Origin of the sequence: Streptomyces sp. SID5910 (assembly GCF_009862125.1) — a bacterium.
In the GTDB taxonomy this organism is placed as follows: domain Bacteria; phylum Actinomycetota; class Actinomycetes; order Streptomycetales; family Streptomycetaceae; genus Streptomyces.
The window spans coordinates 1-26,703 of record NZ_WWHX01000862.1 but is presented as its reverse complement, the minus strand read 5'-3'; the positions used below and the strand labels follow the sequence as shown (position 1 = coordinate 26,703).

The 26,703-nt window shown below is 72.1% G+C and carries 25 protein-coding genes; 10 read left to right on the top strand and 15 right to left on the bottom strand.

Features of this window, described 5'->3' with window-relative positions; translation table 11 throughout:
- The first annotated feature begins 130 nt into the window (after positions 1-130).
- Positions 131-3,340 carry a tetratricopeptide repeat protein gene (locus GTW67_RS30455; RefSeq protein ID WP_161167974.1) on the top strand — a complete coding sequence of 1,070 codons (3,210 nt, stop codon included), beginning with the start codon at positions 131-133 and terminating at the stop codon, positions 3,338-3,340.
- Between the two features lie 138 nt (positions 3,341-3,478).
- On the opposite strand, the gene GTW67_RS30450 is transcribed toward GTW67_RS30455, so the two are convergent.
- Both GTW67_RS30450 and mca read right to left on the bottom strand, forming a co-directional pair.
- Positions 3,479-3,739, bottom strand: coding sequence for a hypothetical protein (locus tag GTW67_RS30450; protein WP_161167973.1), 261 nt, complete (start codon positions 3,737-3,739; stop codon positions 3,479-3,481).
- Complete coding sequence (gene mca / locus GTW67_RS30445) at positions 3,732-4,613, bottom strand: mycothiol conjugate amidase Mca (RefSeq protein ID WP_161167972.1); 882 nt, start codon at positions 4,611-4,613, stop codon at positions 3,732-3,734. The genes GTW67_RS30450 and mca overlap by 8 nt, the downstream gene beginning before the upstream one ends.
- A gap of 157 nt (positions 4,614-4,770) precedes the next feature.
- Here mca and GTW67_RS30440 point away from each other — a divergent pair, with 157 nt between their 5' ends.
- Together GTW67_RS30440 and greA are read left to right on the top strand one after the other, a co-directional pair.
- Complete coding sequence (locus tag GTW67_RS30440; RefSeq protein ID WP_161167971.1) at positions 4,771-5,169, top strand: DUF4307 domain-containing protein; 399 nt, start codon at positions 4,771-4,773, stop codon at positions 5,167-5,169.
- A gap of 167 nt (positions 5,170-5,336) precedes the next feature.
- Entirely contained in the window at positions 5,337-5,834 is a 498-nt protein-coding gene (gene greA, locus GTW67_RS30435) for a transcription elongation factor GreA (RefSeq protein WP_161167970.1), read from the top strand.
- A 68-nt stretch (positions 5,835-5,902) separates the two neighbouring features.
- Here the strand turns inward: greA and GTW67_RS30430 are convergent, their stop codons facing one another.
- The 3 genes from GTW67_RS30430 to ilvA all read right to left on the bottom strand — a co-directional run bounded on the left by GTW67_RS30430 (position 5,903) and on the right by ilvA (position 9,163).
- Entirely contained in the window at positions 5,903-6,700 is a 798-nt protein-coding gene (locus GTW67_RS30430; RefSeq protein ID WP_202437905.1) for an ABC transporter permease, read from the bottom strand.
- A gap of 5 nt (positions 6,701-6,705) precedes the next feature.
- Positions 6,706-7,734, bottom strand: coding sequence for an efflux ABC transporter ATPase subunit, DrrA-related (locus tag GTW67_RS30425; RefSeq protein ID WP_161167968.1), 1,029 nt, complete (start codon positions 7,732-7,734; stop codon positions 6,706-6,708).
- Positions 7,735-7,933: 199 nt separating this feature from the next.
- Complete coding sequence (gene ilvA / locus GTW67_RS30420) at positions 7,934-9,163, bottom strand: threonine ammonia-lyase (RefSeq protein ID WP_161167967.1); 1,230 nt, start codon at positions 9,161-9,163, stop codon at positions 7,934-7,936.
- A 168-nt stretch (positions 9,164-9,331) separates the two neighbouring features.
- Between ilvA and GTW67_RS30415 the strand changes: the two genes are divergently transcribed.
- The 3 genes from GTW67_RS30415 to GTW67_RS30405 all read left to right on the top strand — a co-directional run bounded on the left by GTW67_RS30415 (position 9,332) and on the right by GTW67_RS30405 (position 10,792).
- Entirely contained in the window at positions 9,332-9,832 is a 501-nt protein-coding gene (locus GTW67_RS30415) for a MarR family winged helix-turn-helix transcriptional regulator (protein WP_161167978.1), read from the top strand.
- Between the two features lie 167 nt (positions 9,833-9,999).
- The gene (locus GTW67_RS30410) at positions 10,000-10,500 is read left to right on the top strand and encodes a sigma factor-like helix-turn-helix DNA-binding protein (protein WP_161167966.1); all 501 of its coding nucleotides are present in this window, start codon (positions 10,000-10,002) and stop codon (positions 10,498-10,500) included.
- Positions 10,501-10,534: 34 nt separating this feature from the next.
- Positions 10,535-10,792, top strand: coding sequence for a hypothetical protein (locus GTW67_RS30405; protein ID WP_161167965.1), 258 nt, complete (start codon positions 10,535-10,537; stop codon positions 10,790-10,792).
- Positions 10,793-10,805: 13 nt separating this feature from the next.
- Here the strand turns inward: GTW67_RS30405 and GTW67_RS30400 are convergent, their stop codons facing one another.
- Complete coding sequence (locus tag GTW67_RS30400; RefSeq protein WP_161167964.1) at positions 10,806-11,960, bottom strand: cystathionine gamma-synthase; 1,155 nt, start codon at positions 11,958-11,960, stop codon at positions 10,806-10,808.
- 95 nt (positions 11,961-12,055) lie between these two features.
- On the opposite strand from GTW67_RS30400, the gene GTW67_RS30395 reads away from it, so the two are divergent.
- A complete protein-coding gene (locus tag GTW67_RS30395; protein ID WP_161167963.1) occupies positions 12,056-13,174 on the top strand; it encodes a hypothetical protein in 1,119 nt (372 codons plus the stop codon).
- A gap of 52 nt (positions 13,175-13,226) precedes the next feature.
- On the opposite strand, the gene msrA is transcribed toward GTW67_RS30395, so the two are convergent.
- Positions 13,227-13,739 (bottom strand): peptide-methionine (S)-S-oxide reductase MsrA, encoded by a 513-nt coding sequence (gene msrA / locus GTW67_RS30390; protein ID WP_161167962.1) that lies wholly within the window; start codon positions 13,737-13,739, stop codon positions 13,227-13,229.
- Between the two features lie 158 nt (positions 13,740-13,897).
- Positions 13,898-14,830: a LysR family transcriptional regulator gene (locus GTW67_RS30385; RefSeq protein WP_161167961.1), complete on the bottom strand. Its 933-nt coding sequence runs from the start codon at positions 14,828-14,830 to the stop codon at positions 13,898-13,900.
- Between the two features lie 135 nt (positions 14,831-14,965).
- On the opposite strand from GTW67_RS30385, the gene GTW67_RS30380 reads away from it, so the two are divergent.
- Complete coding sequence (locus GTW67_RS30380) at positions 14,966-16,201, top strand: MFS transporter (RefSeq protein ID WP_161167977.1); 1,236 nt, start codon at positions 14,966-14,968, stop codon at positions 16,199-16,201.
- A 28-nt stretch (positions 16,202-16,229) separates the two neighbouring features.
- Here GTW67_RS30380 and GTW67_RS30375 read toward each other — a convergent pair whose 3' ends face one another.
- Together GTW67_RS30375 and GTW67_RS30370 are read right to left on the bottom strand one after the other, a co-directional pair.
- Positions 16,230-18,290, bottom strand: coding sequence for a restriction endonuclease (locus tag GTW67_RS30375; RefSeq protein WP_202437900.1), 2,061 nt, complete (start codon positions 18,288-18,290; stop codon positions 16,230-16,232).
- Between the two features lie 145 nt (positions 18,291-18,435).
- Entirely contained in the window at positions 18,436-19,479 is a 1,044-nt protein-coding gene (locus GTW67_RS30370) for an NAD(P)-dependent alcohol dehydrogenase (RefSeq protein WP_161167960.1), read from the bottom strand.
- Between the two features lie 154 nt (positions 19,480-19,633).
- Between GTW67_RS30370 and GTW67_RS30365 the strand changes: the two genes are divergently transcribed.
- Positions 19,634-20,515: a helix-turn-helix domain-containing protein gene (locus tag GTW67_RS30365; RefSeq protein ID WP_161167959.1), complete on the top strand. Its 882-nt coding sequence runs from the start codon at positions 19,634-19,636 to the stop codon at positions 20,513-20,515.
- A 10-nt stretch (positions 20,516-20,525) separates the two neighbouring features.
- Here the strand turns inward: GTW67_RS30365 and GTW67_RS30360 are convergent, their stop codons facing one another.
- From GTW67_RS30360 to GTW67_RS30345, 4 genes are all read right to left on the bottom strand, one after another.
- The gene (locus GTW67_RS30360) at positions 20,526-21,209 is read right to left on the bottom strand and encodes an ABC transporter ATP-binding protein (RefSeq protein WP_161167958.1); all 684 of its coding nucleotides are present in this window, start codon (positions 21,207-21,209) and stop codon (positions 20,526-20,528) included.
- Positions 21,210-21,243: 34 nt separating this feature from the next.
- A complete protein-coding gene (locus GTW67_RS30355) occupies positions 21,244-22,710 on the bottom strand; it encodes an ABC transporter permease (RefSeq protein WP_161167957.1) in 1,467 nt (488 codons plus the stop codon).
- Positions 22,711-22,859: 149 nt separating this feature from the next.
- Positions 22,860-24,107, bottom strand: a complete 1,248-nt coding sequence (locus GTW67_RS30350) for a L,D-transpeptidase (RefSeq protein ID WP_161167956.1) — start codon at positions 24,105-24,107, stop codon at positions 22,860-22,862.
- A gap of 222 nt (positions 24,108-24,329) precedes the next feature.
- Positions 24,330-24,683: a hypothetical protein gene (locus GTW67_RS30345; RefSeq protein ID WP_161167955.1), complete on the bottom strand. Its 354-nt coding sequence runs from the start codon at positions 24,681-24,683 to the stop codon at positions 24,330-24,332.
- A gap of 109 nt (positions 24,684-24,792) precedes the next feature.
- Here GTW67_RS30345 and GTW67_RS30340 point away from each other — a divergent pair, with 109 nt between their 5' ends.
- The gene (locus tag GTW67_RS30340) at positions 24,793-25,110 is read left to right on the top strand and encodes a hypothetical protein (RefSeq protein ID WP_161167954.1); all 318 of its coding nucleotides are present in this window, start codon (positions 24,793-24,795) and stop codon (positions 25,108-25,110) included.
- Between the two features lie 35 nt (positions 25,111-25,145).
- Here GTW67_RS30340 and hutH read toward each other — a convergent pair whose 3' ends face one another.
- A complete protein-coding gene (gene hutH, locus GTW67_RS30335; protein ID WP_161167975.1) occupies positions 25,146-26,684 on the bottom strand; it encodes a histidine ammonia-lyase in 1,539 nt (512 codons plus the stop codon).
- Positions 26,685-26,703: the final 19 nt, after the last annotated feature.

Below are 26,703 nucleotides of genomic sequence, written 5' to 3'. Positions count from 1 at the left end.
GCAGGGTCTTCTCACCGCGGCACATTTGACCGGCGGGCAAGCGGGGAAGGACCCGGGGGCGGGCCGGGAGGGGCCCGGGGGTGCCTGGGGACGCCAGGGGGACGCCATTGCCGCCGGAGGGGGACGGGACATGCGGGACGCTCATCGGGTGGAGGCCGAGCGGCTGCTGACGCGGGCCGTGGAGGAGGAGGTACGCCGCTCGGGCGGGCGCACGGACGGGAGCGTGCTGCTGACGCGGGCCCGCGGGGCCCTGGACACGATGGCGGGGACGGCCGCCGAGGAGTACGAGGCGTACACCCGTGCCCTGGACGAGGCGTCGGCCGGACAGCTCACCTTCCGGCAGCGCTACGCCCGCGAGGGCGGCGGCACTCCCCTGCTGGTGGCCGGCGTGGCGGCGCTCTCCGCGGTCGTCGCCGACATGGCGCTCGGCACCGGCACGGGCACGGCGGTCGGCGCGGGCGTGGCCGTGGGCGTCGTCGGCGCGGCGGCGACCGTGGTCAAGGTCGCCGGTTCCCATGTGCCGGCCGCCCACCACCGCGCCGGTGCCGTCAGCCAGCCGGGCGGGCCCGAGCAGCTGCGGCTCCAGTGGCTGACCGCGCTGGAGGTGCGCGGCATCCGCCCGTTCCTGGACCAGCAGCGCGTGCTCACCGCGTCCACGGGGCCGAAGAAGGCGGGGCCGAGGCTGCGCGGCGCCGACAAGAGCGCGGCGGCCCGGGGGCGCAGCGTCCTGGAGCAGTCGTTCGGGCAACTGCCGCAGCCCGAGGGCGCGTTCGCCGGGCGGCGCCAGGAGATGGCGCGGCTGCGGCAGTGGGTGCAGGCGGCCCGCGCGAGCACGGAGACGATGGCGACGGTCGTGGTGCTGCACGGGGCGCCCGGCAGCGGCCGCACCACCCTCGCGGTACGGGCCGCGCACGAGCTGCGGGACCACTTCCGCGGGGCGTGCGTGGTCGATCTGCGCGGGGACAGCGCCTCGTCGGGGGGCGAGTCGCCGCTGACCACCCGGGACGCCCTGCTGCACCTGCTGAACCGGCTCGGGGCGCCCCGCGAGCAACTGCTCTTCCGGGAACGGTCCTCGGCGGACCAGCAGGTCAAACGGCTCAGCGAGCTGTACCACCAGCATCTGACGGGCGTGCCGGTCACCGTCGTGCTGGACGACGCCGCGGACCCCGAGCAGGTGCGCGCCCTGGTGCCCGAGCGGTCCGACAGCCTGGTGCTGGTCACCTCGCGCAAGCCGCTGGACCTCCCGGCCGACCTGCCCGCGCGGGTGTTCCGGCTGCCGGTGGAGCCGCTGGACGCCGCCGGCGCGGAGGAACTGCTCGGCGCCGCCGCCGAGGACACGTCGGGACCCTACGACGCCGACTCCGCCGACCGCATCCGTCAGCTGTGCGGCGGGCTGCCGCTGGCGCTGCGCATCGCCGGTTCCTCCCTGGGCCCGCGCTCACCGCGCCGGCTGGCCACGGACCTCGGGGCGTACGGTCCGGTGGAGCCGGTCGAGCGCGCCCTGTGGCTGCGCTACACCGACCAGCCCGAACCGGCCCGGCGGCTGCTGCGCCGCCTGGCCCTGGCCGGCCGCACCTCGCTGGGCGCCGCCGCTGCCGCCGCCCTGCTGGCCACCGACGAGACGGAGGCGAAGCGGCAGCTCGCCGCGCTGTCCGACGCCGGGCTGATCGACCACGTCCGGGGCAGCCGCTACCGGCTGCACGACGTCGTACGGGCCTTCGCCGGGGCCCGCCTCCTCGACGAGGAGGAGCAGACCGAGATCGCGGCGGCTCAGGAACGGCTGATCGCGAACTACGCCGAGCTGGCCGACTCGGTGCTGCGCCTGGTGGACGGCAACATGTCGACCCGCTCGGACCGGTTCGGGCAGCACGGCTTCACGTCCCTGGACGAGGCGCTGCGCTGGCTGGACGACGAGTCCAGCTTCATCACGGCGGCGCTGCGGCACGCGGAGGGCGTCGACCAGGGCACGGTGCTGAACCTGCTGGGCGCGCTGTGCGACTACTGCCTGCTGCGGGGCGACCTGTACCGGCTGGGCGAGATCAGCGAGCTGGCGCAGTCCGTGGACCAGGGTCTGCTGGTGCGCTCGGTGCAGTGGCGCACCGGCATCGCCGCCCGGCAGCTCGGCGAGCTGGACAAGGCGCGCACGACGCTCACCTCCGTGGTCGACCTGTATCTGGAGGCCCACCACGACGCGGGGGCGGCGCGGGCGCTGTGCTCGCTCGGCATCACGCTGCACCACCAGGGCAATCTGACCGAGGCGGCGGCGAAGCTCCGGGAGGCGCTGGACCTCCAGGCGTCGCCGGAGCTGGCCACGGACCGGGCGTGGACCCTGCACGCGCTGGCGGCCGTGCAGCGGGACCGGGCCCGGCTGGCGGAGGCCATGGACCTGCTCACCGAGTCCCTGGTCCTGCACCGCGCGGGCGAGTCGGTGCACGGCCAGGCGTGGGCCCACTTCCAGCTCGGCCAGCTCCGGCTGCGGATGGGCGACGTCCCGGGGGCGGAGGCGGAGCTGCGGGCCGCCCTGGACCTGTACGGCCGCACCCAGGACGCCCGCGGCGAGGCGTGGGCGCTGACCCAGCTGGCGCGGGCCCGGCTGGTGGACGGCGACGCCTCCGAGGCGGCCGAGGAGCTGCGGCAGGCCGCGGCCCGCCACCGCGAGAACGAGGACGCGCGCGGCGAGGCGTGGACCGTCTACTACCTGGGGCAGGCCCTGGAGGAGACGGGCGACCTGGACCGGGCGGTCCGGGAGCTGGAGCGCTCCCGCACGATGTTCTCCCGGATGCGGGACGTGTACGGCCTGGCCTGCGCCCGGCACCATTCGGCGCGGGCGACCCGCGACCAGCGCGCCGCCCAGACCGGCTCGCTCCGGAACTCGGGCTTCGCCCGCCAGCTCCTCGTCGACGCGCGCGCCGACTTCCAGCGCATCGGCGTCGGCCACGGGGAGGCGTGGACGTGCCTGGAGCTGGCCGTCGTGGACGCGGGCAACGCCCGTACGCCGCAGGCGCTGGCGCTGTGCGACGAGGCGGCGGCGCTGTTCGCGGCGTACGGCGACCGGCGCGGCGAGGACTGGGCCCGCTTCCTGCGCTGCACGCTGCTGCCCTACGCCGCCCCCGGCGGGGTGGACGTCGGCACGGCGGTGGCGCAGGAGGAGCTGGCCCAGCTGTCCCGCGCCCGGCATCCGGCGCGCGACACGAAGCTGGACGACTACGTGGAGGCGTACCAGCTGCTGCTGGAGCGGGGCGTGCAGCTGGAGGCGGGCTGGCAGGCCTGGCGCCTCGGCATGATCCCGAACCGGCACGCACGCGAGGTGATGGGCGTGACGGTGACGTCGGAGCAGTGACCCTCCGGGGGGCCGGACCTTGCCGGTCGGAGGGGCCTGCCGCTCGCCGGGGCTGCCGGCCACCGGGGTCTGCCCGTCGCCGGGCCCGGTGCGGCGGGGCTGCCGCTCGGGCCCGGTGCGCGGTCGTCCCGGGGCGGGTCAGCCCTGCTGCGGCTCGGTCCTGCCGGCGGTCTTGCCCTTCCCGCCGCCGGAGACACCGGCCTCCGGATCCGGGGACTCCTTGAAGTCGACCTTGCCCATGTGCCGGTTCATGGACTTCATCAGACCCCACACCGCCAGGGCCATCACCGCGAAGACGATGAAGCCGAGGACGCCGGGGGTGACCTTGTCCTCGTCGATCTCGGCGAGGGTGACGAGGTGCGTCATTGCCAGGCTTGCGCTTGCGCTCATGTCAGGCATTGTCCCGGATGCCCGCGAAGAGGTCGTCCTCGGGGAGGGAAGTGTCCACGAGGGACTTCGCGAGCTCGTACTCCTCCGTGGGCCAGACCTCCTTCTGGATCTCCATCGGCACCCGGAACCAGCCGCCGTCCGGGTCGATCTGCGTGGCGTGCGCGATCAGCGCCTTGTCACGGATCTCGAAGAAGTCGGCGCACGGCACGTGCGTGGTGAGCGTGCGCTCCTTGCGCTCGAACTCGGACCAGCGCTTGAGCCAGTCCCCGTACGGCGACTCCAGGCCGCGCTCCAGCAGCGCGTTGTGCAGCGCCTCGGTGCGGGGGCGGTTGAAGCCCTGGTTGTAGTACACCTTCTGCGGCTGGTACGCCGGGCCGTACTCGCTCTCCGGGTACTTCTCGGTGTCGGCCGCGCCCTCGAAGGCCACCATCGTGATCTTGTGGGTCATGATGTGGTCGGGGTGCGGATAGCCGCCGTTCTCGTCGTAGGTGGTGATCACCTGGGGACGGAAGGCGCGGATCTTGCGCACCAGCTCACCGGCCGCCTTGTCGACGTCCTCCAGGGCGAAGCAGCCCTCCGGCAGCGGCGGCAGCGGGTCGCCCTCGGGCAGACCGGAGTCGACGAAGCCGAGCCACTCCTGCTTGACGCCCAGGATCTCCCGGGCCTCGTCCATCTCCTTCTTGCGCACCTCGTGGATGTTCTCCTCGATGTACGCGTCGCCCTGGAGCTTCGGGTTGAGGATGGAGCCGCGCTCGCCGCCCGTGCAGGTCACCACCAGCACGTCCACCCCTTCGGACACGTACTTCGCCATGGTGGCCGCGCCCTTGCTCGACTCGTCGTCGGGGTGGGCGTGGACGGCCATCAGTCGCAGCTGGTCAGTCAAGACTCAATCCTCGGTCAGTCGGCGCCCTGTGTGCGGGGTGCGGGCGGGAGGCTTCTATAGTGACCGAATCGGGGGGCGAATAATTCCGGGGCCCGGCAACAACACGCTTCGGGGCCCCTTTCGGGACACTTCTCCCGCTCCTGCCGAGAGGACGATCATGAGCACGGCGACCACGAAGGCGCCCGAGGGCCGTTACGGCCGCTCCTCGGACGAACGGTCCGACCGCAACCTCAAGATCGTCGGCGCCGTCCTCGGCGGCGTGCTGCTCGTGGTCATCGGCTGGTTCGGCTACCACTACGTCGGCCAGAACAAGATCAGCGCCGAGGTGATCAGCTTCGAGATCACCGACAAGGCGGTCCAGGTGCATCTGGAGGTCCGCAAGGACGCCGGTGCCGCCGGCTACTGCACGATGCGCTCCCAGGCCGAGAACGGTGACGAGGTGGGCCGGGCCGACTTCCGCTTCGACGGGGACGCCACACGCATCGACAAGGTCGTCACGCTGCGCACGAAGGCCCGCGGCACGTCGGCGGAGCTGCTGGGCTGCCACGCGGAGTGACGCCCCGGGAATCCGTCCACGCTGACCTGCGTTGACAGGAATCTAGCGGCTTATGTCCTCCCCCTTCGCCCACTGAATTGTTAGGCTCGTGGTTTCGCCCTTCCGTGGAGGAACATCCTTCTGGGTAGGGCGTTGCTTTGTATTCCCAGTACCGACGAGGAGCACCTGTGACCCAGACCAGCGAGAACGTCACCTGGCTGACCCAGGAGGCGTACAACAAGCTCAAGGAGGAGCTTGCGTACCTTACTGGTCCCGCGCGCACCGAGATCTCTGCCAAGATCGCCGCGGCGCGCGAGGAGGGGGACCTGCGCGAGAACGGCGGGTACCACGCTGCCAAGGAGGAGCAGGGCAAGCAGGAGCTTCGCGTGCGCCAGCTGACCCAGCTTCTCGAGAGCGCCAAGGTGGGCGAGGCCCCCGCCGCGGACGGCGTGGTGGCGCCCGGCATGGTCGTCACGATCGCCTTCGACGGCGACGAGGACGACACGCTGACCTTCCTGCTCGCCTCGCGCGAGTACGCGAGCTCGGACATCGAGACCTATTCGCCGCAGTCCCCCCTGGGCTCCGGCGTCAACGGCCACAAGGTCGGCGAGGACGCGGAGTACGAGCTGCCGAACGGCAAGTCGGCCTCCGTGAAGATCCTCAAGGCCGAGCCGTACAACGGCTGATTCCTGTCCTTCACGAGCCCCCGGCGTCCGCGTGACGCCGGGGGCGTCGTCGTTTCGGGCCGCCCCCCTCAGCCGTCGGCCGAGCGGTACTTGCGCACCGCCAGGGTCCGGAACACCGCGACGATCAGGACGGACCAGATCACCGAGGCCCAGACGGGATGCTGCATGGGCCAGGCGTCGGACTGCACGACGCCCGGATTGCCGAACAGCTCCCGGCATGCCTGCACGGTAGCGCTGAACGGGTTCCACTCGGCGATGTGCCGGAGCCAGGGCGTCATCTGGCTGGAGTCCACGAAGGCGTTCGACACGAACGTCACCGGGAACAGCCAGATGATCCCTCCCGAGGTCGCCGCCTCCGGGGTCCGCACGGACAGGCCGATCAGCGCGCCGATCCAGGTGAAGGCGTACCCGAGGAGCAGCAGCAGGCCGAAGCCGGCCAGGATCTCCCCGGCGCTGGTGGGCTCCGCGGAGCCGGTGCGCCAGCCCACGATCAGCGCGACGATCGCGAGGACGAGCAGGGTGATCGCCGTCTGCACCAGGTCGGCGACCGTGCGGCCGGTCAGCACCGCGCCGCGGGCCATCGGCAGGGAACGGAAGCGGTCGACGAGTCCCTTCTGCATGTCGTCGGCGATGCCGGCCGCCGATCCGGCGGTGGCGAAGGTGACGGTCTGCGCGAAGATGCCCGCCATCAGGAAGTCCTTGTAGACGCCCGGGTCGGTGGTGTTCCCGATCTGCATCGAGCCGCCGAAGACGTACGTGAAGAGGATCACGAACATCACGGGCTGGATGACGCCGAACAGAACCATCTCGGGGATCCGGGTCATCCGGATCAGGTTTCTGCGGGCAATGACCAGGGAGTCGGCCATCATGCTCACTTGGTGACCTCCTTCTCCTGCGGGTGACCGGCGTCCCCGGACCGGCGACCGGCCCCCTCCGCCGGGTCGCTCGCCCCCTCCTCCACTTCCGCCGCGTGTCCGGTGAGGGAGAGGAAGACGTCGTCGAGGGTGGGGCGGCGCAGGCCGATGTCGTCGATCTCGATGCCGCGGCTGTCGAGTTCGCGGATGACCTCGGCGAGCAGCTTGGCGCCGCCGGTGACGGGCACGGTGAGCTTGCGCATGTGCTCCTCGACGGCGGTGTCGCCCTTGCCGAAGCCGCGCAGCACCTCGGAGGCGGTGCGGATGTGCTCGCGTTCGTGCACGACCACTTCGACGCGCTCGCCGCCGGTGCGGGCCTTGAGCTGGTCGGAGGTGCCCTTGGCGATGACCCGGCCGCGGTCGACCACCGCGATCTCGTGCGCGAGGTGGTCGGCCTCCTCCAGGTACTGGGTGGTCAGCAGCAGGGTCGTGCCGCCGGAGACCAGCTGCTTGATGACCTCCCACAGCTGCTGCCGGTTGCGCGGGTCCAGGCCCGTCGTCGGCTCGTCCATGAACATCACGGGCGGCGAGACGACGAGGGCGGCCGCGAGGTCGAGGCGGCGGCGCATGCCTCCGGAGTAGGTCTTCGTGGGGCGGTCGGCGGCGTCCACGAGGTGGAACTGCTCCAGCAGCTCGGTCGCCCGGCGCTTCGCCTCCTTGGCCCGCATCTGGTACAGCCTGCCGACCATCTGAAGGTTCTCCCGGCCGGTCAAATATTCGTCGACCGCGGCGAACTGGCCGGAGAGGCCGATCGAGCGGCGTACCTCGTCGGGCTTTCTGAGCACGTCGAGGCCGGCGACGACGGCCTTGCCGCTGTCGGGCCGCAGCAGGGTGGTCAGGCAGCGGACGGTGGTGGTCTTGCCCGCGCCGTTCGGCCCCAGCAGTCCGAGGACCGTGCCCTCGGGGACCTCCAGGTCGACGCCGTCCAGAGCCTTTACGTCGCCGAAGGTCTTCACCAGGCCTTCGGCATAGATGGCGCCCGGCATATGAGTCTCCACGTCGTCGGGGATTCTTCGGAAAGCCTAGGATCGTGCGATTTCTTCCGCTTGTTGTTTTCGCGTGGTGTTCTGCCGCGCGGTGCTCTGCCGCGTGGCACACGACACACAGTAACGCGATGTATCGCGTCTCACAATGGGCTTCCCCGAACGAGTGAACGGAACCGGCAGAGCCGCTGCCGGCCCCCGCTCAGCCGATGACCGGGTACCCCGCGTCCCGCAACGCCCGGCCGACCTCCGCGCAGTGCTCCGGGCCCTTCGTCTCCAGGTGCAGCTCGACCTCCGCCTCCGTGAGCCCGAGCCGCGGGTCGGTCCGGACGTGGCTCACGTCCAGCACGTTCGCGTCCACCACCGACAGCACCCCCAGCAGCGTCGCGAGGGCGCCGGGCCGGTCCGTCAGCCGCAGCCGCACCGCCAGATAGCGGCCCTGCGCGGCCATGCCGTGCCGCAGCACGCCCTGCATCAGCACCGGGTCCACGTTGCCCCCGGACAGCACCGCCACCACCGGGCCCTCGAAGGCGCCGGGGTCGCTCATCAGGGCCGCCACCGGGCTCGCCCCGGCCGGCTCCACGACCAGCTTGGCCCGCTCCAGGCACAGCAGCAGCGCGGTGGACAGCTCGTCCTCGGAGACCGTGCGGACCTCGTCCACCAGCTCGCCGACGATCCCGAACGGCACGTCACCGGGCCGCCCCACCCTGATGCCGTCGGCCATCGTCACCGGGTTCTCGACGGCCACCGGACGGCCCGCGGCCAGCGACGGCGGATACGCGGCCGCGCCCTCCGCCTGCACGCCCACGATCCGCACGTCCGGCCGGATCCCCTTGATCGCGACGGCCGCCCCCGCCACCAGCCCGCCCCCGCCGATGCCGACCACCACGGTCCGCACCTCGGGGCACTGCTCCAGGATCTCCAGCCCGACCGTGCCCTGGCCGGCGATGACGTCGGGGTGGTCGAAGGGGTGGATGAAGACGGCGCCCGTGCGCTCCGCGTACTCCTGCGCGGCGGCCAGCGTCTCGTCGACCACCTGGCCGTGCAGCCGCACCTCGGCGCCGTAGTCCCGGGTGGCACTGATCTTCGGCAGCGGGGCGCCCTTCGGCATGAACACCGTCGCGTGGACGCCGAGCAGCGCGGACGCCAGCGCCACCCCCTGCGCGTGGTTGCCCGCGCTGGCGGCGACGACCCCGGCGGCCCGCTCCTCGGGCAGCAGCCCGGCGATCCTGACGTAGGCGCCGCGCAGCTTGAACGAGCCCGTCCGCTGGAGGTTCTCGCACTTGAGGTGCACCGGCGCCCCGACCAGCTGCGACAGGTACCGGCTGCCCTCCATCGCCGTCACCCGCGCCACACCCGAGAGCATCTTCTGCGCTCCGCGCACATCGTCGAGGGTGACGGGTCGGACAGCGGCGGCCGTGCTGTAGCTCATGCCCCCAGCATCGCAGTTCACGGGCGCCGACGACCGTTGTGACCAACCTCCGAGACCCGCTTTGCGCAGCGCCGGTACGTGTCGCCGCCCGGCCGCGTACCCTGTCCCCCAATTAGCAGCCCTTCACGAAGTGAGCCCCCGGCCATGCCCACAACACCTGAAATGTCGATGGACATGACGACCGCCGGTGACACCGGTCTTCTCGAGACGCTCCAGCACGAGGTGGCGCTCTTCGCCCGCCGCGCGGAACAGACCCGGCTCGGCGGGGTCGGGCAGGTCCGCAACTCCATGGACCGCGCCGCCTACCTGCTTCTGAACCGCCTCGACAAGGAGGGCCCGATGGGGGTGAAGGCCCTCGCCGCGAGCATGGGGATCGACTCCTCGACGGTCACCCGGCAGGTGGCCCCGCTCGTCGACAACGGACTCGTCAAGCGGACGTCGCATCCCGAGGACGGCCGCGCGGTGGTGCTCCAGCTGTCCCCGCGCGGTGTGTCGCGACTGGACGAGGTGCGGACCTCGCGGCGCCGGCTGATGGCCGAGCTGACCCACGACTGGGCCCCGGAGGAGCGCGAGGCGTTCTGCACGCTCCTCTCCCGCTTCAACGGCGCCCTGTCCGCCCGTACGGCCCCGCAGAGCGCGGGGGGCACGGAGTCGTCACCGGCCTCCTGAGCCGCCCGCCCGTCCCGGGTTCCCGGGGGTTTCCTGCGTCTTTCCCGGACTCTCCCGGCCGGTCGGTCCCGCACTCTTGACCGGCGGGCGCCCCTGGCCTGATATGAGACCGGGCCCCTGTGCAGTGGCCGGAGGCCACGGGTGTCGACCGTCGGGCGGGAGGCGCGGTGCGAGAACGGCATGCGGTCCGGGGCGCCCTGCGCGACCGGGAGTTCGAGGCGTTCGTCGCGGGCGCGGCGGGCCGGCTGCTGCACGCCGCCACCCTGCTCACCGCCGAGCCCCCCGACGACAACCCCGGGGCGCGGCGCCTGCTGGCGCTGTCCCTGGCCCACACGTACGCGTGCTGGGACGGGCTGCGCGGCGAGGACCCGTACGAGCGGGCCCGCCAGTATCTGGCCGTCCGGTTCGCCCGCGGGGCCTGGTACCGGCACGGCGGTGTCCTCGGCCTGACCCGACGGCGCCCCGCGGGCGCGCTGGGCGGACTCACCCCGCAGGAACGTCTCGTCCTGGTGCTCAGGCTGTACGAGGGCGTCGCCGACGAGCAGGTGGCCGCGCTGCTGGCCCTGCCCGTGGAGCGGGTGCGGACCGTCCACGACCGGGCGATGGCCGCCCTGCTGTACGCGCGTCCGGAGCCCGCCCGGCGGGTGGCGAAGGCGGCGACGCCGTGACCGGCACGCGCGCGGGGAGCACGGGGAGGCGGCCGTGAACCGGTTCGAACGGGAGGCCACCGCGCGGCGGATCATGCAGCAGTCGCCGCCGCCGGTCCCGCCCGAGCTGTACGCGGACGTACTGCGCCGCGGGAGCCGGATGCTGCGGCGCAGGACGGCCGCCCGCCGGCTGATGTGGCTGGTGCTGTGCGCCGCGGCCGTGGCGTTCACGGTGTGGGCGCTGACCGTCCGGCCCTGGGTGGAGCCGCCGTCGGAGACGACCCCACCGGTGACCGGCTGGGAGGGCTGGTGAGCCCTCGGGGGGCTTAACCGAGCGCCTGCTGGAGGTCCTCCAGCAGGTCGTCGGCGTTCTCGATGCCGACGGAGAGGCGCACCAGGTCGGCGGGCACCTCCAGGGCCGAACCGGCCGCGGAGGCGTGCGTCATCCGGCCGGGGTGCTCGATCAGCGACTCGACGCCGCCCAGGGACTCGCCGAGCGTGAACACCTTCGCGCGGTTGCAGACCTCGACGGCCGCCTCCTCGCCGCCCTCGACGCGGAAGGAGACCATGCCGCCGAACGCCTTCATCTGCTTGGCGGCGGTCTCGTGCCCGGGGTGGTCCGGCAGCCCCGGGTAGAGCACGCTCGTCACGCGCGCGTGCCGGGTGAGCATGTCGGCGACCTTGACGGCGTTCTCGCTGTGCCGGTCCATGCGCACCGCGAGCGTCTTGGTGCCGCGCAGCACCAGCCAGGAGTCGAAGGGGCCGGCGACGGCGCCCATCGCGTTCTGGTGGAACGCCAGCTCCTCGCCGAGCTCCTGGTCGTTCACGATCAGGGCGCCGCCGACGACGTCCGAGTGGCCGCCCATGTACTTGGTCAGGGAGTGCACGACGACGTCCGCGCCGAGCGCCAGCGGCTGCTGGAGGTACGGCGTGGCGAAGGTGTTGTCGACGACGAGGCGGGCCCCGGCCTCCCGGGCGACCTGGGCGACGGCCGCGATGTCGGTGATGCCGAGCAGCGGGTTGGACGGGGTCTCCACCCAGACCGCCTTGGTCTTCGGGGTGAGGGCGGCCCGCACGGCGGCGGGGTCACTGGAGTCGGCCACCGACCATTCCACGCCCCAGCGCATGGCGACCTTGGCGAAGAGCCGGAAGGTGCCGCCGTAGGCGTCGTTGGGGATGACCACGTGGTCGCCGGGGCGCAGCAGCGTACGCAACAGGCAGTCCTCGGCCGCCAGTCCGGACGCGAACGCGAGGCCGCGGCGGCCGCCCTCCAGGGCGGCGAGGTTCTCCTCCAGCGCCGTCCGGGTCGGGTTGGCGCTGCGGCTGTACTCGTAGCCGCCGCGCAGGCCGCCGACGCCGTCCTGCTTGTAGGTCGACACCTGGTAGATCGGCGGGACCACCGCTCCCGTCAGGGGGTCGGCGGTGTTGCCCGCGTGAATCGCGAGCGTCTCGAAGTGCTGACTGATGTGCCTGTCGCTCATGGGCACCGAGAGTAGCCCGCGGACGGTCGCGCGCGTTTTCCACAGGCCGGGGCGCAGGTTGGCCAATTGTCGGCGGCGTCTGGTTCGCTGGTGGCATGGAGATTCTCTGGGTCCTGATCGCCCTGGTCATGCTGGGCTTCGTGCTGCTCCCCGTGCTGCGGCGCCGGCGGAGCGCGGTCGGGCTGGTCCCGCCCGGTCACCCGGACGCCGCGGACCCCGCGAACTACGGCTTCGCCCTGGAGGAGGAGCTGGACGTCCGCATGCCCGGTCCCGACCAGGACCTGCTGGACGTCCTGGACCTGGTGCAGCGCACGCAGGACTACCGCGGAGCGCAGCAGTTGCTCGCCGGCACGGAGGCGGAGGGCGAGCGCCGCTGGCAGCGCGTGCAGGCCTTCGCGGGCGCCGCGTCGCTGGAGCTTCAGCAGCGGCCCGGCGGGGTCGGCGAGATGCCGGGCGGGCAGTGGCTGCGGGTGTGGCGGGCGGAGGCCCCGAAGGACGCGGGCGGTGCGGCCGTGCACGCCGAGTTCCTGGTGCAGCAGGCGTGGCGGACGGCGACGCCGGGCACGGACGAGTTCCGGATCATCATGGAGGAGGCGAAGGCGGCGTGCGGTGAGGCGGCGCTGCTGGCGCCCGGGGATCCGGTCCCGTACATCGTGGAGCTGTCGGTGGCGCGGGGCCTCGGGTACTCCCGCGAGGAGTTCGAGCAGCTGTGGCTGAAGATCCTGGACCGCGCCCCGGTCCACATGGGCGCGCACCTGGCCGCCCTGCCCTACTGGTGCGCGAAGTGGCACGGGTCGCGCGAGCTGGCGTACGCGTTCGCGGAGGCCGCCGCGGCCCGCGCGCCGCAGGGGTCGCTGTTGGCCGCGATGCCGCTCTTCGCGGTGTTCGAGCATCTGCCGGAGGTCACTCTGGTCAGCAGCTTCTACCAGAGCGAGGTCGTGACGAAGGCGGTCCACGGCGCGCTGCACGCGGTGCACTCGGCGCGCCCGGACGATCCGACGCAGGCGCATGTGCGCCATCTGCTGGTGTTCTTCCTGGTCCGCGGCGAGCGCTGGGCGGAGGCCATGAACCAGCTGATAGCGGTCGACGGCCATGTGGGCGCCCTGCCCTGGACGCTGTCGGCCGACCCGGCGGCGGAGTTCGCGGTCTACCGTGCCCTGGCGGTGGCGGGCTACGAGGCGAACGGGGGCAGCCCGGCGACGCTGCCGCGCTGAGCGGCCCGCGCGGCGACGGCCCGGCCGGAAGGCCGGCCGGGCCGTCTCACGCTCAGCCCTCGCTGCGGGCGGGCAGCCGCCATCCGGGGCGCGGGAAGTGGCAGGTGTAGCCCTCCGGGTAGCGCTGGAGGTAGTCCTGGTGCTCCGGCTCGGCCTCCCAGAAGGGGCCGACCGGCTCCACCTCGGTGACGACCTTGCCGGGCCAGAGGCCGGAGGCGTCCACGTCGGCGATGGTGTCCTCGGCGATCCGCTTCTGCTCGTCGTCGACGTAGTAGATCGCCGAGCGGTAGCTGAGGCCGATGTCGTTGCCCTGGCGGTTCGCGGTGCTCGGGTCGTGGATCTGGAAGAAGAACTCCAGGAGCGCGCGGTAGTCGGTCTGCTCCGGGTCGTAGAGGATCTCGATGGCCTCCGCGTGCGTGCCGTGGTTGCGGTAGGTCGCGTTCGGCACGTCACCCCCGGTGTAGCCGACCCGGGTCGCGGTCACACCCGGCAGGTGGCGGATCAGCTCCTCCATCCCCCAGAAGCATCCGCCCGCCAGCACGGCCCTCTGCGTCTGCGCAGCCATTACGGCCCCTCCAAAATCGTCGGTCCGGTCGCTCGGGCTGCCCGGCTCGCACATCACCGGCGTTCTTGCCCGCTTCCTTCAACACGCGAGGACCGTGTGCGATTCCGTCCGCACGCTGCTCAGCGCGGCTGCTCACCGCGGCTGCTCAGCGCGGCTGCTCAGCGCGCCAACGCCCAGGACGGCCGCCAGGACGGCCCGGGCGGCGGGGTGAGGCCCGCGAGGTGGTCGACGACCGCCCGCAGGCCCGGGTGCGGACCGGTCGCGGGGAGCATGAGGGAGAGCGGGTAGGCGAGGGTCGGGTTCACGATCGGGATACGCCGCAGGTCGTGCTGGGCCGGCCAGAGGTACCGGTCGCGCGCGCCGACGAGGGTGGCGACGTCGGCGGAGTCCGCGAGGGTGTCGAGGAGCACCTCGTTGCCGAAGTTCGGTCCGGCCGCGTCGATGCGGAGGTCGAAGGCCTCGGCGAGCTGGTCGTAGAAGTCCGCCCATTCGCTGCCGGGCGCGATGCCGGGCACCCAGATCCGCAGCCCGCGCAGCCGGGGCGGGGTCAGGGTGCGGGCGGCGGCGAGGGGGTGCCTGGGGCCGACGAGGAGTTCCAGCGGGGAGTCGAAGGCGTGGATCATCCGCACGTCGGGCGGCAGGGTGGCCGGGTCGGTGACGCTGCGGAACGAGGCGTCGATCTCGCCCGCCTGGACGGCTGCGGCCGCCACGTGGGGGTCGTCGACCCTGAGGGTGACCACGTCGAGGTCGGTCCCGGGGCGCGAGCGCCAGTAGTCGTGCAGGACGACGGCCTGCGCGGACCGCAGGCCGAGCACGTCGATCCGCAGGGCCCGCGAACCGGGCCTGACCGCGGCGACGGCACGGTCGACGTTCGCGACGACGCTCCGCGCGTGCGGGAGGAGCGCCTGGCCGTCCAGCGTCAGTTCGACGCCTCGGGCGGTACGGGTGAACAGCCGGACCTCCAGCTCGCGCTCCAGGGCGGCGATCCGCTTGGAGACCGCCTGCTGTGTCACGCCGAGCTCGTCGGCGGCGTGCTGGAGCTGGCCGAGTTCGGCCGCCCGGACGAAAGATCGCACTGCCTCGGTATCCATGGGAGGCAGCGTAAGCCCGCACAACCACTGGTTGTGGCGTGCCGGAGGACGGTTGTTTGATCCTGCGCTCCTCCGACCGATGGGATGAGCGGACCCAAACGTCGGTTGTCACGAAGGAGCCGTGCACGCGTGAACATGGGACCGGACTTCCGCCGGCTGTGGTGGGCGTACGCCGTCAGCACGTACGGCACGTGGACGGCGTTCGGCGCGTTCCCGCTCATCGCGGTGCGCGTGCTGGACTCGTCGGCGTTCGCGGTCTCGCTGCTGGAGGCGGCGGGGCTCGCCGTCGCGGCGGTGGCCGCGTTCCCGCTCGGACCGTGGGTCGAGCACCGGGCCAAACGGCCGGTGATGATCGCGACGGACCTGGCCCGCTTCCTCGCGATGGCGAGCGTCCCGGTCGCGTACTTCCTCGGCCTGCTGTCCTACGTCCAGCTGCTGGTCGTCTCGGTCGTCTGCGGGACGGCGGGCCTCGCCTTCACCGCCGCGTCCGGCGCGTACCTGAAGCACCTGGTCCCCGGGGATCGCCTCCTCGTCGCCAACGGCAGGTTCGAGGGCACCAGCTGGGTGGCGACCGCGGCGGGCCCGCCCCTCGGCGGCGCGCTCGTCGGGCTGCTCGGCCCGGTCGTCACGGTCCTGGCCGACTCCGTCAGCTATCTGCTGTCCGCGCTGGCCGTCCGCCGCATCCGCGGCAGCGACGTCGCGACACCGCGCGACCCGGCGGCCCGGCCGGGGGCGGCCGGCCTGCTGCACGGCGGGCGGTTCATCCGCCGCGACCCGGTGCTGCGGCGCCTGTTCCTCAACCAGGTCCTGGTGGGCGGCCTGATCATGGCCACGAGTCCGCTCCTGGCGGTCCTCCTGCTGGGCGAGTACGGCGTCCCGGCCTGGCAGTACGGCCTCGCCTTCGGCGTCCCGGCGCTGGGCGGCTTCGTGGGCGCCCGCCTCTCGGCCCGCCTGGTGCGGCGCCACGGCCGCTACCGGGTGCTGGCCGCCTCCGGGTGGCTGCGGTCCCTGTTCCCGCTCGGCCTCGCGTTCCTCCGGCCCGGCGTCCCCGGCCTCGTGACCCTGATCGTCGTCGAGGGCCTGCTGATCACCTGCATGGGCGTCTACAACCCGATCCACGCCACGGAACGCCTGCAACGCACCCCCAGGGACAGCGCCGCCCGGGTCCTCAGCACCTGGAGCGTCAGCAGCCGGCTCGTGCAGGCCGCCCTGATGCTGACCTGGGGCGTCCTCGCGGCCCTCACCACCCCCCTCACCGCGATCACCGCCTCCAGCGCCCTCCTCCTCGCGACCCCGCTCCTCCTCCCCCGCCGAAGCCACCTGACCGCACCACCGCTCACCGCACCGCCCGGGGGCGTGCCGGTCGCGTGACTGGTCCGGCGGGACAGACGGGACGGACCTACTCGACCTCGATGCCGAAGTCCTGCACCAGTTCCTCCAGGCCACCCGTGTAGCCCTTGCCGCCCAGGACGAAGTCCCAGTCGCCGTTCGGTCTGCGGCGGAAGGAGCCGAGGACCAGGGCGGTCTCGCGCGGGCGGCCGTCGGAGACCTCCAGCTGTCCCAGCTCGGTCAGGGCCGGGTCGAGCAAGCGGATGCGGGCGTCCGTGAAGCCGGACAGGTCGGCGTCGGCGTTGATCTCCGGGTCGACGGCCGCCACCAGCACGAAACGGTCGGCCTCGTCGGGCAGCCGGTCGAACGAGACGCAGATCGCGGCCTTGTCGGGTGCGGTGGGGGGAAGGGCCCGTACGAAACCGTCCGGTGTCCGCGGGTTGTTGAAGAAGACGAAGTGATCGTCACTGAGGACCCGACCGCCGCGGCAGACGAGAGCGCACACGTCCAGGGCGACGCTTCCGGTCCAGGACATGCCGAGGACGTTGTAGTCGTCCGGCATCGCCGTGTCGGGAGCGGGCGGGGCCGGTGGTGCCGCGGCTCGGCGGCCGCCCTCGCCCAACCGGCCGCGCAGCCCGTGACGGTGCAGCAGGTCGACGAGTTCGGCGCCGGAGACCAGTTCCAGAGGCTTGCCGTTGGCGAAGGTGTGGGAGCCGGGCCCGAAGCCGGACGTGGTCACGAGGACACCCTTGTTGGCGCCGGCGTCCTGCACGGTCCCGTACAGGTCGCGCACGGCGGTGGGCGGCACCGTGGAGCGGTAGCGCTTGACCTGGACGACGATCTCCCCGCCCCGGATCGGCGTCGGGTCCAGCGCCTTGACGTCCACACCGCCGTCGTTCGAGCGCTGGGTCGTCACCGCCTGCATGCCCATGGCTCCGAAGAGCTCGGCCACGAGGTTCTCGAAGGCGATCGGATCCATCTCGTACAGGTCCGGGTCGTCCTCGCTGCCGTGGGCGACCACGCGGTTCCCCACGTCCTGCGGCCGTCGGCCGGGCCGTACCGGGGCCATCTGGTCCGGCCGGGCCGAGAGCTGCCCTCGCAGCGCGTCGGTGAGGCAGCTACCCGCGTCGACCTGTGCCAGATGCAGGTCGCGGAACGCGGAGCGCGCGGCCATGACCGTGGCGAGGAAGATGTGGCCCGGCCGGCCCGTCGTGGGGTCGTGCCCGTCCACGAAGCCGTTCAGGGCCACGGACTCGAGCGCGTCGAACTCGTCGGCGGCGAAGATCTCGTGCAGGACGAGGAGCACGCACTGCGCGAGGACCTCCTTGTACAGGGCCCTGCGCTGCCCGACCGGGCGGGGCTGGTCCTTGTACTGGTCGGCGGCGTACATGTATCGGACGGACTTGACCTCCGGCACGGTGCTGTAGGCGGGCAGCTCCCAGTCCAGCACCAGCTGGCGGGCCGCCGGGTCGTAGGCGGCCGCGACCTGGCGCGGGAACCCTTCGGGCCAGGCCGTCGAGGCGTAGAGAGCGGCGGAGAAGTACTCGACCACGGAATCGGGGTCCCGGCGCCTGACGCCCTCGGTCACCGCGGTGACGCCGGCGTTGTGCCGTCTGATGTCGGCCAGCCGGCTGTCGGCCCGCTGCTGGTACTCACGCCGGTACGACGCGAGCTGCTGCTGCCGGTGGGCCTCCGCGGCCTGGGCCGCCTGCCAGTCACGCTCGAACCGCGCCCGTGCTTCCGCCTGGGCCTGGGCCCGGCGGCCGGAGGTCCAGCCGCCCTGGGCCTGGTAATCACCGGGATCGGGCATCGGAACGGGCTGCGCCACGGGCCCCGGGGCGAAGGGCTGCACCTCCTCCGCACGGAAAAGGGAGGCGGCCCGGAACGCCGGAGCCCGGCAGCCCGCGGCGAGCAGACCCTGCAACGACGCGACCAGGGCGTCCAGTTCGTCCGTACGGCGGGTCGCTTCCGCCTGCTTGTACTCGCGGCGGCTCTGAGCGGCTCGGCGCTGGTACGAGCGCGCCTGTTGCTCTTCCTGTCTGCGCCGCCTGGCCTCGGCCTCCAGCTGACGCTGCTGCTGCCGCTGCATTTCGGCCCACACGCCGACCAGACCGGACGAACGACGACTCATGTGTTGCAGGCCCTCCCCAAGGCACTCCGGTTGTCCCCACAACCAGCTGTAGCGGGACGACTCTATCCAGCAATCGCCGCCCCGCACATCCACTCGTCGGCGCCTGATCCTGCGGTGCGCCGCCGGGGAGGGCCTGCGTCGGGCGTCAGATCGTCGCCGTGTCGATCACGAAGCGGTAGCGGACGTCGCTCGACAGGACGCGCTCGTAGGCCTCGTTGATCTCGGACGCGGCGATCAGCTCGATCTCGGCGCCGAGGCCGTGCTCCGCGCAGAAGTCCAGCATCTCCTGGGTCTCGGCGATGCCGCCGATCATCGAGCCGGCGAGGGTCTTGTTGCCGCCGATGAGGGAGAAGAGGTTCAGCGAGACCGGCTCCTCGGGGGCGCCGACGTTGACCAGGGCGCCGCCGGTCTTCAGCAGGCCCAGGTACGCGCCGAAGTCCAGGGGCGCGGAGACCGTGGAGAGGATCAGGTCGAAGGAGCCCGCCAGGTCCTCGAAGGTCTTCGGGTCGCTCGTCGCGTAGTAGTGGTCGGCGCCCAGCTTGAGCCCGTCGTCCTTCTTGCGCAGGGACTGGGAGAGGACCGTCACCTCGGCGCCGAGGGCGTGCGCGATCTTGACGCCCATGTGGCCGAGGCCGCCCAGGCCGACGACGGCGACCTTCTTGCCGGGGCCCGCGCCCCAGTGCTTGAGCGGGGAGTACGTGGTGATGCCGGCGCACAGCAGCGGCGCGGCCGCGTCCAGCGGCAGTCCGTCCGGGATGCGCAGGGTGAAGGCCTCGTCGACGACGACCTTCTGCGAGTAGCCGCCGTAGGTGGGCTCGCCGTCCTTGCCGACGCCGTTGTACGTCTGGACGTTGCCGCGGACGCAGTGCTGCTCGACGCCCGCCGCGCAGTTCTCGCACTCGCCGCAGGAGTCGACCATGCAGCCGACGCCTACGTGGTCGCCGACCTTGAACTTGGTCACGCCGGGGCCGACCGCCTCGACGACGCCCGCGATCTCGTGGCCGGGGACCATCGGGAAGATGGCCTCGCCCCAGCCCTCGCGGACCTGGTGGATGTCGGAGTGGCAGATGCCGGCGAACTTGATGTCGATCAGGACGTCGTGCTCGCGCACCTCGCGCCGCTCGATGGTGGTGCGCTCCAGCGGAGCCTTGGCGGCGGGGGCGGCGTATGCGGCGACAGTGGTGGTCATGCCGGGGTCTCCGGGATTCTCGTTGGAGGGGTGTTCGTCCTCCACCCTGCCTCTGCGGCCGGACTCCGCCCAGACCACCCTTCTGCCTACGTCCAGCGTGCCTACCACCAGCGGGGACAGGCTCCTGTGCGTACGACCGGGAATACTGGAGGGCATGGATGGACAGCTGGACCGGCGTGCCGAACTGAGCGAGTTCCTCCGGACCCGGCGGGCCCGGCTGAAGCCGGAGGACGTGGGGCTGCCGGAGTACGGACGGCACCGCCGGGTGCCCGGACTGCGCCGCGAGGAGCTGGCGCAGCTCGCCGGGGTGTCCGTGGCGTACTACACGCGGCTGGAGCAGGGCAACGGGCAGAACGTGTCGTCGGAGGTCCTGGACTCCATCGCCCGCGCGCTCCGGCTCACCGACGCCGAGCACGCCCACCTCACGCACCTCGCCAAGCCCAGGCAGCAGCGCAGGCGGGCCTCGGCGGGGCGGGCGCAGCAGCCGGTGCGGGTGGCGCTGCTCCAGCTGCTGGAGTCGATCGACACGGTGCCCGCCTATGTGACGGGCCGCCGGTCGGACATCCTCGCCTGGAACCGCATGGCCGCCGCCCTCTTCGGCGACTGGGGCGCGCTGCCGGCCCAGGAGCGGAACTGGGCGCGGCTGGTCTTCCTGAACCCGGAGTACCGGGACCTGTTCGTCGACTGGGACCAGAAGGCGTACGACATGGTCAGCTTCCTGCGCATGGACGCGGGCCGGCACCCGGACGACCCGCGGCTGTCCGCCCTGGTCGGCGAGCTGTCCGTGAAGAGCGAGGAGTTCCGGCGGCTGTGGGCCACGCACGACGTCAAGGAGAAGTCCTACGGCGTCAAGCGGATGCGGCACCCGCTGGTCGGCGACCTGACCCTGTCCTTCGAGACGTTCCGCCTGGTCGACGACGACGAGCAGGCGTTCATCACGTACCACGCCGAGCCGGGCTCACCGTCGGCGGAGGCGCTGCGACTCCTGGCGAGCTGGGGGACGGACGCGGCGGCGGAGGCCCTCGCCCGTCCCTGACAGCCGAGGCTCACGCGGAGGCGTTCTCCCTGATGCTGATCCGGCCCTTGCGGATGGTCGCCAGGCGTGGGGCCTTCCTCGCGATCGCCGAGTCGTGGGTGACCATCACGAAGGTGAGCCCCAGCTCCTTCCACATGCGGTCGAGTACGTCCATGATCTCGTCCCGCGTCGACTCGTCGAGGTTTCCGGTGGGTTCGTCGGCGAGCAGCACCTTCGGCTGCTTGACCAGCGCGCGGGCGATGGCGACGCGCTGCTGCTGGCCGCCGGACATCTCGCCGGGCAGATGGCCGAGCCGTTCGCCGAGCCCGACGGAGGCCAGCGCCTCGGCGGCCTTCTCGCGCCGCTCCTTCGTCTTGACGCCGAGCGGGACGAGCGCGGTCTCGACGTTCTCCTGCGCGGTCAGGGTCGGTATGAGGTTGAAGGACTGGAAGACGAAGCCGATGCTCTCGCTGCGCACCCGGGTCAGCCGGGCCTCGGGCAGCGTGGCCAGGTCGGTGCCGTCGAGGACGATCTCGCCGGAGCTGGGCCGGTCCAGGGCGCCCAGCATCTGCAGCAGCGTGGACTTGCCGCCGCCGGTGGGGCCCTGGATGACGAGCCGGTCGCCGTCGGCGATGGTGAGGTCGACGCCGTCGAGGGCGTGCACGGTGTCCTTGCCGCGGGTGTAGCGCTTGGTGACGCCGCTGAGTTCGTACATGGTGCAACTCCTGGGGAAGGTGTGGGGGTTGGCGCTACTCGACGCGGCGCAGGGCGTCCGCGGGGCGCAGCCGGGAGGCGCGCCAGCCGCCGAAGCCGCCCGCGACGAGCCCGCCGGCCACGGCGAGGGCGACCGCGAGGGCGATGGTGGTGACGCTGACGGGCGCGGTGAGCGCGATGTCCAGCGTCTTCGCGGCGGTCTGCCGCCCGGGCCCGCCCATGCCGCCACCGCCACCGAAGCCGCCGGGCCCTCCCGTGCCCCCGCCGCCCGTGCCGCCGCCCAGCTGGGCCTGGAGCGTCGGGCTGACGGCGGTGACGGCGTACGCGCCCGCCAGGCCGAGCGCGATGCCGAGGACGCCGCCGACCAGGCCGTTGACGACGGCCTCGCCGACGACCTGCCGGGTCACCCGGCCCGAGCGCCAGCCCAGCGCCTTGAGCGTGCCGAATTCGCGCACCCTGCGGGAGACCGCCGAGGAGGTGAGCAGTCCGGCGACGAGGAACGCGGCGGCCAGCACCAGGAGGGACAGCCACTTGCCGACGCCGGCGGCGAGGGAGGAGGCGGTGGACAGGGAGCCGGAGACGGTGTCGGCGAGGTCGGCGGAGGTGGTGACCGTGGTGCCCGGGACGTTCTTCTGGATCGCGGCCTTGACGCCGTCGATCTTCTGGGAGTCGGTCGCCTTGACGTAGATGGTGGTGACCTTGTCCTTCGCGTCACCCAGCGTCTGGGCCTGCTTGAGCGGCACGTAGAGGTTGGCCGCCGCGTCGCCGCTGTCGGCCGTGGCGATGCCGACGACCTCGAACTTCGTGCCCTTGATGGTGACCGCGGAGCCGGTCGTGAGCTTCTTCTCCTTGGCGTACGCCGAGTCGGCGACGGCGACCGCGGCGTTCGTCTCCGACGTCTTGAAGGTGCGGCCGCTGGTGATCGTGGAGGAGGTCAGCGGGCCGAGCGCGGGCTCGGTGACGTCGGTGCCGTAGACGGAGTAGCTGTTGACGTCGAAGTCGGCGCCACCGCCCTGGACGCGGCCCTCGGGCGACGGCTGCTGCCCCGGTCCACCGCCCTGGCCGCCGGAGGCGCCCTGCTGGAACTGACCCCGCGTGAACTGCCCGCTGACCTTCATGACTTGCAGACTCAGCCCGCCCACCGCGTCGGCGACACCGCTCTGTCCGGCGACCTTGCCGACGGTCGTGCTCGCCAGGCTCTGGAAGCCCTGCACCACGACGCGGTCGGTGCTCTGCTCCTCCCCGGAGCCGTCGTCCTGCGCGTCGAACTGGAAGCGCGGCCGCTCCGAGGTGCTGGAGGTGGGCGACGCGGCCTTGGTGACCGTCATGTCCGTGCCCAGGCCGTACAGGGACTCCAGGACCTTGTCCTGGGCCCTGCCCATGCCGGAGGAGACGGAGTCGACGACGATGACCAGCGCGATGCCCAGCGCCAGGCCGGAGGCGACGACGAGGGCCGCCTTTCTGCGGCGGCGCAGCTCGCGCCTCAGGTAGGTGAAGAACATGGCCGCAAAGTAGGGACGGCCCGTGATGAAGGGATAAGGCGAGCGTAAGAGGAGGATGAGAAGCGGGGGAACGGCGGACGCCCGCCGCCCCCGGTGAGGGGCGACGGGCGTCCGCCGTGAAGTCGCGGTGAGCCGCGGGAGGTTCGGCGTCAGACCGCCGAACCCGCCTTCCACTGGGCCCAGTCCATGTTCCAGCCGTTGAGGCCGTTGTCCGGGGAGACGGTCTTGTCGCCGGTGTTCTGGACGACGACCACGTCACCGACGATGGAGTTGTCGTAGAACCAGGCGGCCGGGGTGTTCGGGTCGCCGGCGCCCTTGGCGTCCTCCAGGCCCACGCAGCCGTGGCTGGTGTTGGCGCTGCCGAAGATGCCCTTGCCCCAGTAGTTGCCGTGGATGAAGGTGCCGGAGGTGCTCAGCCGCATGGCGTGCGGCACGTCCTTGATGTCGTACTCGCCCTTGCCGTCGTCGTCGGTGAAGCCGACGGTCGAGCCGTCCATCCGGGTCTCCTTGTACTTCTCGGAGATCACCATCTGGCCCTCGTAGGTCTTGTTCTCGGGGGAGCCCGCGGAGATCGGGATGGTGCGGACGGTCTTGCCGTCCTGCGTGACCTTCATCTGCTTGGTCTTCGCGTCGACGTACGAGACCTGGTTGCGGCCGATCTTGAAGGTGACCGTCTTCTGCTGGACGCCGTAGACGCCGTCGGCGCCCTCGACGCCGTCGAGCGCCAGCTTGAGGGTGACGGTGGAACCCTCCTGCCAGTACGTCTCGGGGCGGCAGTCCATGCGCTGGGTGCTGAACCAGTGGCAGGCGACTTCCTGGCCGCTGGAGGTGTTGACGGTGATCGCCTTCTGGACGGCGGCCTTGTTGGTGATCTCCTTGTCGAAGTTGATCGACACCGGCATGCCGACGCCGACGGTCTTGCCGTCGTCCGGGGTGAAGTTGCCGATGAAGCTGTTGCTCTTGGAGACGGTGGTGAAGGAGGAGTTCTCGTGGGCGGCGCGGCCCTCGGAGTCCTGGGCGGTCGCCGTCAGCTTGTAGGTGGTGGCCCGCTCCAGCTGGGTGCTGGGCTTCCAGCTGGTCTTGTCGGCGGATATCTCGCCCTTGACCTCGGTGCCGTCCGTCGTGGTCATCTTGACCTCGGTGAGCGTGCCCTTGCTCACGGTGACGGCGGCCGAGTTGTTGATGGAGGCGTTGTCCGAGCCGTTCCCGGGCGTGATCTTGATCTGGGCCTCGGAGGTCTTCTGGGCTGCCGCCTCGTCGACCTGCGCCTGCGAGGTGTTGTCGTCCCCACCTCCGGAGGCGCCGGCGTCATTGCTGGAACATGCCGAGAGCACCAGCACACCGCCGAGCAGTGCGGACGCGGCCGCCAGGCCCTTGCGCCGCTTACCGTCCGTCATCACACGCTTCTCCATCGTTGCCGATTCCCGAAACCCCGAGCTCCCCCGTCAAGACGTTCAACGCTACGACCGGTTCGTCCCGTTCCATATCGTCAGTCGGTGTGGGACATACCACTCCACCGGGGGGCGGTGGTGGTGCGGGGGTCGGTCGGTGCGCCCCTTGAGACGGCGAAACCCCCGACGGCGGTTGCCGGCCGGGGGTCACGATTTCCCCACGGCGCGTCAGCCGGCCGCCGGTTCCCCGTCTTCCGGATCATCCTGGCCGCCATCATCCTCGTCCAGGTCCCAGTCGGGCGAGTCGGGGTCGTAGTCGATCTGCTCACTGCTCCAGGAGGCCTGCTGGAGTTCGATCCCGGGCACCTCGCTGACCAGGTCGAACGGGTCCACGAGATAGGCCAGGGCCTCGGCGGTGTCCTCGGTCACAGCGCGCTCGGCGTGCGCCCGCTCCGCGTCGGGCAGCTCGGGGTCGTCGGCGAGGGCCTGGAGCGCGGCGCCGGTGACGGCCTCCTCGTCGTCGATCGCCAGGACGAGGTCCACGCGAAGCCGTACAAAACGTGATGTCTCCGGAGTGCTCATGCCCGGAGAGTACGGCCGAGGGCTCCCGTGACTTTCCTGTGACCCGCGCCTTTCACTAACATCTGCCCACACGGCCAATTCGCCAGCGCCACAAGGGGATCGATATTCCGTGTCATCCGCTCGCCGTCCGTTGCTGACCGCCGCCGCCGCGGGGGGCCTGCTCTGCGCCCTGTGGTTCGTCCCGTCCGCCAACGCGACACCCGGGACCCCGGCCGCCGACACCGCCGCCACGAGCCCGTCCCCGCAGGTCACCGAGCAGGCCAGAGCCGTGTCGACGCACCCGGCGGCGACCGGCGAGGACAGCGTCCGGCTGGCCGACACCGGAAGCTTCGACAGCACCCCGTACGTCATCGGCGGCACCGCCTGCCTCGGCCTCGGCGCGGGGTTCGTCGTCTACTCGGTGCGCCGGGAACGCCTTGATTTTTGACATCACTTGACGTTCTTTTAAGAGATTTGACTCGGCTAGCGCAGCGGCCCGGTGACCGTCTCCGCCGCCGCGACCAGGCCGCCCGCACGCACGAAGGCGTCCGCCGCGGCCAGGTCGGGGGCCAGGAACCGGTCCGGCCCGGGGCCCTCGACACCGGCCGCCCGCGCGGCCTCGATGACCGCCCGTGAGGCCGGGGCCGGGGTGAGGCCCTCGCGGAGCTGGATCGCGCGCGTGGCGGCGTACAGCTCGACGGCGATCACCCGGGCGAGGTTGTCGACGGCCGTACGCAGCTTGCGCGCCGCCGACCAGCCCATGGACACGTGGTCCTCCTGCATCGCGGAGGACGGGATCGAGTCGGCGGAGGCCGGTACGGCGAGCCGCTTCAGCTCACTGACCAGGGCCGCCTGCGTGTACTGGGCGATCATCAGCCCGGAGTCGACGCCGGCGTCGTCCGCGAGGAACGGCGGCAGACCGTGGCTGCGGTTCTTGTCGAGCAGCCGGTCGGTGCGCCGCTCGGCGATGGAGCCCAGGTCGGCGACGGCCACGGCGAGGAAGTCGAGGACGTAGGCGACCGGGGCGCCGTGGAAGTTCCCGTTGGACTCCACGCGCCCGTCGGGCAGCACCACCGGGTTGTCCACGGCCGCCGCGAGCTCCCGCTCGGCGACCAGGGCGGCGTGGGCCATCGTGTCGCGCCCGGCACCGGCGACCTGCGGGGCGCAGCGCACCGAGTAGGCGTCCTGGACGCGGGGCGCGTCGTCCTGGTGGTGGCCGGTGAGCTGGGAGCCCTTGAGGACGGCGGCCATGTTGGCGGCGCTGGCGGCCTGCCCGGGGTGCGGGCGGATGGCGTGCAGCTCGGGGGCGAGCACCTTGTCGGTGCCGAGCAGGGCCTCCAGGGTCAGCGCGGCGGTGACGTCGGCGGACTTGTAGAGGGTGTCGAGGTCGGCGAGGGCCATGACCAGCATGCCGAGCATGCCGTCGGTGCCGTTGAGGAGGGCGAGCCCCTCCTTCTCGCGCAGCTCGACCGGGGCGATGCCGTGCTCGGCGAGCAGCTCGCCGGCGGGCCGCACGGTTCCGTCGGGGCCCTCCGCGTCGCCCTCGCCCATCAGCGTCAGGGCGCAGTGGGAGAGCGGCGCGAGGTCGCCGGAGCAGCCGAGGGAGCCGTACTCGTGCACGACCGGGGTGATCCCGGCGTTCAGGACGTCGGCCATGGTCTGCGCGACCTCGGGGCGGACGCCGGTGTGCCCGGAGCAGACGGTCTTCAGGCGCAGGAACATCAGGGCGCGCACGACCTCGCGCTCGACGCGCGGCCCCATGCCGGCGGCGTGCGAGCGGACGATGTTGCGTTGCAGCTGGGCGCGCAGCTCCGGGCTGATGTGCCGGGTCGCCAGGGCGCCGAAGCCGGTGCTGACGCCGTAGACGGGGTCGGGCTTGGCGGCCAGCGCGTCCACGATGGCGCGGGCCGCCGCCAGCGCCGCCACCGCTTCCTCGGAGAGCTCGACCCGGGCGCCCGCGCGCGCCACGGCGAGGACGTCGGACGCGGTGACCCCGGACGTCCCCACCACCACAGTGTGCATACTCATATTCAGGAGCGTA

Bases quoted from the DNA above. Each gene is read 5' to 3' on its own strand.
- GTW67_RS30455 (WP_161167974.1), top strand. From the start codon at position 131: ATGCGGGACGCTCATCGGGTGGAGGCCGAGCGGCTGCTGACGCGGGCC.
- GTW67_RS30450 (WP_161167973.1), bottom strand. From the start codon at position 3,739: ATGCCTGACATGAGCGCAAGCGCAAGCCTGGCAATGACGCACCTCGTC.
- GTW67_RS30440 (WP_161167971.1), top strand. From the start codon at position 4,771: ATGAGCACGGCGACCACGAAGGCGCCCGAGGGCCGTTACGGCCGCTCC.
- GTW67_RS30430 (WP_202437905.1), bottom strand. From the start codon at position 6,700: ATGGCCGACTCCCTGGTCATTGCCCGCAGAAACCTGATCCGGATGACC.
- GTW67_RS30425 (WP_161167968.1), bottom strand. From the start codon at position 7,734: ATGCCGGGCGCCATCTATGCCGAAGGCCTGGTGAAGACCTTCGGCGAC.
- ilvA (WP_161167967.1), bottom strand. From the start codon at position 9,163: ATGAGCTACAGCACGGCCGCCGCTGTCCGACCCGTCACCCTCGACGAT.
- GTW67_RS30415 (WP_161167978.1), top strand. From the start codon at position 9,332: ATGGACATGACGACCGCCGGTGACACCGGTCTTCTCGAGACGCTCCAG.
- GTW67_RS30400 (WP_161167964.1), bottom strand. From the start codon at position 11,960: ATGAGCGACAGGCACATCAGTCAGCACTTCGAGACGCTCGCGATTCAC.
- GTW67_RS30395 (WP_161167963.1), top strand. From the start codon at position 12,056: ATGGAGATTCTCTGGGTCCTGATCGCCCTGGTCATGCTGGGCTTCGTG.
- msrA (WP_161167962.1), bottom strand. From the start codon at position 13,739: ATGGCTGCGCAGACGCAGAGGGCCGTGCTGGCGGGCGGATGCTTCTGG.
- GTW67_RS30385 (WP_161167961.1), bottom strand. From the start codon at position 14,830: ATGGATACCGAGGCAGTGCGATCTTTCGTCCGGGCGGCCGAACTCGGC.
- GTW67_RS30380 (WP_161167977.1), top strand. From the start codon at position 14,966: ATGGGACCGGACTTCCGCCGGCTGTGGTGGGCGTACGCCGTCAGCACG.
- GTW67_RS30375 (WP_202437900.1), bottom strand. From the start codon at position 18,290: ATGAGTCGTCGTTCGTCCGGTCTGGTCGGCGTGTGGGCCGAAATGCAG.
- GTW67_RS30370 (WP_161167960.1), bottom strand. From the start codon at position 19,479: ATGACCACCACTGTCGCCGCATACGCCGCCCCCGCCGCCAAGGCTCCG.
- GTW67_RS30365 (WP_161167959.1), top strand. From the start codon at position 19,634: ATGGATGGACAGCTGGACCGGCGTGCCGAACTGAGCGAGTTCCTCCGG.
- GTW67_RS30360 (WP_161167958.1), bottom strand. From the start codon at position 21,209: ATGTACGAACTCAGCGGCGTCACCAAGCGCTACACCCGCGGCAAGGAC.
- GTW67_RS30355 (WP_161167957.1), bottom strand. From the start codon at position 22,710: ATGTTCTTCACCTACCTGAGGCGCGAGCTGCGCCGCCGCAGAAAGGCG.
- GTW67_RS30350 (WP_161167956.1), bottom strand. From the start codon at position 24,107: ATGACGGACGGTAAGCGGCGCAAGGGCCTGGCGGCCGCGTCCGCACTG.
- GTW67_RS30345 (WP_161167955.1), bottom strand. From the start codon at position 24,683: ATGAGCACTCCGGAGACATCACGTTTTGTACGGCTTCGCGTGGACCTC.
- hutH (WP_161167975.1), bottom strand. From the start codon at position 26,684: ATGCACACTGTGGTGGTGGGGACGTCCGGGGTCACCGCGTCCGACGTC.